Origin of the sequence: Flavobacterium sp. FPG59 (assembly GCF_002150205.1) — a bacterium.
In the GTDB taxonomy this organism is placed as follows: Bacteria; Bacteroidota; Bacteroidia; order Flavobacteriales; family Flavobacteriaceae; genus Flavobacterium.
Genome location: NZ_MTCA01000303.1, coordinates 1 through 2,938 on the forward strand (window position 1 = coordinate 1; position 2,938 = coordinate 2,938).

The window sequence follows — 2,938 nt, forward strand, 5'->3', positions numbered from 1 at the left end:
GTTGGAAAAGTTGGTTAAGTTTTGTTTCATCAAACATTATTTGAAGAATATAAACATCTAAATCTGCTAAAGAAAGCTCATGATGGTAAATGCAAAATTTGTATTTCTTGCATTTACTTTCTTTTTTAGTTTGAATTGTTAAACTCATATTATTGCTTCCTTAATTTCTATTGTTGCCATTTTTGAAAGAAGTAGGCTTTTTAATTGTTCTAATATTCCAACTTCTCTAGTTTCCAAGTTAGATTCATTAAATAATTTTATTGCAAATTTTTCAAATTTTTCAATAATACTTGTTTCTGGTACTATTACTCTAATCCCATTGAGTAATCCTTGCGTTATAAGTGGTTGTCCTGTTCCTTCACTTCTTTCATTAAGATTTAAACTACTTAAAAGATAATAACTAAACATATTTGAGTAAGTTTTAGATTTTGCACAAATTGCATTATCACTTATCCAACATTTCCCCAATACTCTATATAAACTACCGCAATATGCACCTACGCGACCAATAGCAATTATATTTTCTTCATTATAATCATCGATAAATTCAATAATACCATTTCCACCGTAAACAGGAAAATTGCCAATTGAATTTGGTCTTGTTTTTCCGTTTTTGAATAAAATTAATTCTTGAAGGTTATCAATTTTCCATCCAACTGGAATTTCCATCTCCAATTCTTCGCAAAACTCCATTTTTCCATCACTGCTTTTGTAAGGCAACCCATTGGCATCGGGAAACTCAAAATCTACAAACCATTGTTTGTATATGGATTGTGCAGTTTCTTCTAGTTTGGTAATGAGTTTGTTGTTTAGGTCAATACGATCTACTAGAATATGGTATTCTTTTACTATTTCTCTTTGTTTTTCAATGAATGGAATAGGTAATTCCGTATCACACATTTCTCCCCAATCAAAAATTTCTCTTGCACTTCCGTGTGATTTAAAACGAGCGTATCGATCAAATTCTGGTCGACGAAACCACATCATTAGATATTCAGGCAATAATTTGTTCTTATCAATTACTTCAAAAACAGTATAAGCTTGTGATACAATTGCTTCATCATATTCCTCCAATAAAGCAACAGAAATTTTATCTCCATTTCTTGAAGTTACCGGACCATAAGCAAACTGATTTTTTTTTATGATTTTATAGGTTGACATATCTGTACCTATAATGTTTGCAATAGATGGCATTAATACTTTACGGATACTTACGCCAAGTAATCTATCTACCGTTTTATCTGCATCCCGTTCATTCACAATCTGAATATAGTTTCCTAATTTTTTATAACTCGATTTCATAACCCAATTCTTTGAACACGGTTAGTAAATCGTTTTTCGATTGCGCTTCGGCTTGCAATAATTCAGAAAACTCAGCCTGTAAAGTTTGCATTTTCTCTTCAAAATCAATATTCTCATCACGGTTTACAAATTCAATGTATTTACTAGGTACCAAAGAAAAATCTTTAGCAATTACTTCATTAATTTTGGCAGCATAACAGAACTCTGGAACATCTTTATAAACTGACAAATCGGTTTGCCAATTGTGATAGGCCTGTGTGATTTCAAAAATGTTGTCTTCAGAAAATTGGGTGTATTTTTTTTCGAACGGAATTCCTTTTTCTCTTAAATCCAAGAACAGAATTTCATTTTGTCGGTCGCGATAGTTTCGGGTTTCGTCCGGCAAGGGAACGGTTCTTGCCTTTTTGTTTTTGTTCAAAATCCAAAGCGTAACGCTAATGTCAGTGGTATAGAACATACTTCTTGGTAAAATTACAATAGCTTCCACCAAATCGTTTTCAATCAGTTTTCTACGAATTTTGTATTCTTCGCCACCACCTGAAAGTGCTCCATTGGCTAAGATAAAACCAGCAACGCCATTTTCGGAAAGCTTGCTTACCATATTCAAAATCCAGGCATAGTTGGCATTACTCGTTGGTGGTACATCGTAGCCTCTCCAGCGCGGGTCATCTTTCAATTCATCCGCAGCTCTCCAGTCTTTTTGATTAAAAGGAGGATTGGCCATGATATAATCGGCTTTCAAATCGGGATGTTGGTCTTTGCCAAAGGTATCCGCAGCTACATCTCCCAAATTGGCCGAAATTCCGCGTATAGCTAGGTTCATTTTGGCTAGTTTATAAGTCGTAGCCGTATATTCTTGACCATAAATGGAAATCTCTTTTTTGTTTCCGTGGTGGTTTTCGATAAACTTAATGGATTGTACAAACATACCACCCGAACCGCAAGCCGGGTCATAGATTACGCCTTTGTAAGGTTCTATCATTTCGGCGATAAGATTAACGATGCTTTTTGGGGTGTAGAATTCTCCTTTCCCTTTTCCTTCTGCCAAGGCAAACTTGCTTAGGAAATATTCATAAACACGCCCCACGATATCGGTCTGTTTGTCCTTGATGGTGTCAATATTGTTGATGGTATCCAACAAAGCCGCCAGCTTACTCACGTCCATATTCAAACGAGAGAAATAGTTGTCGGGTAAAGCGCCTTTCAGGGCAGGATTGTTCTTTTCTATGGTATTCAAAGCGGTGTCTATCTTCAAAGCAATATCACTTTGCTTGGAATTTTCAATGATAAACGACCAACGCGATTCTTCAGGTAAAAAGAAAATGTTCGACATATTGTAGAACTCCTTCATCTCCAGGTATTTTTCCTTGCTGTCGGCAATCAGTTCCTTTCTGCGTTCCACAAATTTATCGCTGGCAAACTTCAAGAAGATTAACCCCAGTACTACGTGTTTATATTCAGATGATTCTACGGTTCCTCTCAGTTTATTGGCAGAATCCCAAAGGGTTTCCTCTATGCTTTTTTCTTTTTTGGGTTTAGCTTGTTTAGCCATTTAAATGAATATTTTTTTTGAAATTATTGTTTTTTATTTTTAACATAAAACCCTATTTAACAACATAAAAGTATTACATTAGGT

2 protein-coding genes are annotated in these 2,938 nt (G+C 34.8%); both read right to left on the reverse strand.

Annotation, left to right across the window (positions count from 1 at the left end; genetic code table 11):
* Positions 1 to 144: 144 nt before the first annotated feature.
* Positions 145 to 1,302, reverse strand: coding sequence for a restriction endonuclease subunit S (locus tag FPG59_RS15340; protein ID WP_086455426.1), 1,158 nt, complete (start codon positions 1,300 to 1,302; stop codon positions 145 to 147).
* Complete coding sequence (locus FPG59_RS15345) at positions 1,286 to 2,854, reverse strand: class I SAM-dependent DNA methyltransferase (RefSeq protein ID WP_086455427.1); 1,569 nt, start codon at positions 2,852 to 2,854, stop codon at positions 1,286 to 1,288. The genes FPG59_RS15340 and FPG59_RS15345 overlap by 17 nt, the downstream gene beginning before the upstream one ends.
* Positions 2,855 to 2,938 lie beyond the last annotated feature (84 nt).

Bases quoted from the DNA above. Each gene is read 5' to 3' on its own strand.
- FPG59_RS15340 (WP_086455426.1), bottom strand. From the start codon at position 1,302: ATGAAATCGAGTTATAAAAAATTAGGAAACTATATTCAGATTGTGAAT.
- FPG59_RS15345 (WP_086455427.1), bottom strand. From the start codon at position 2,854: ATGGCTAAACAAGCTAAACCCAAAAAAGAAAAAAGCATAGAGGAAACC.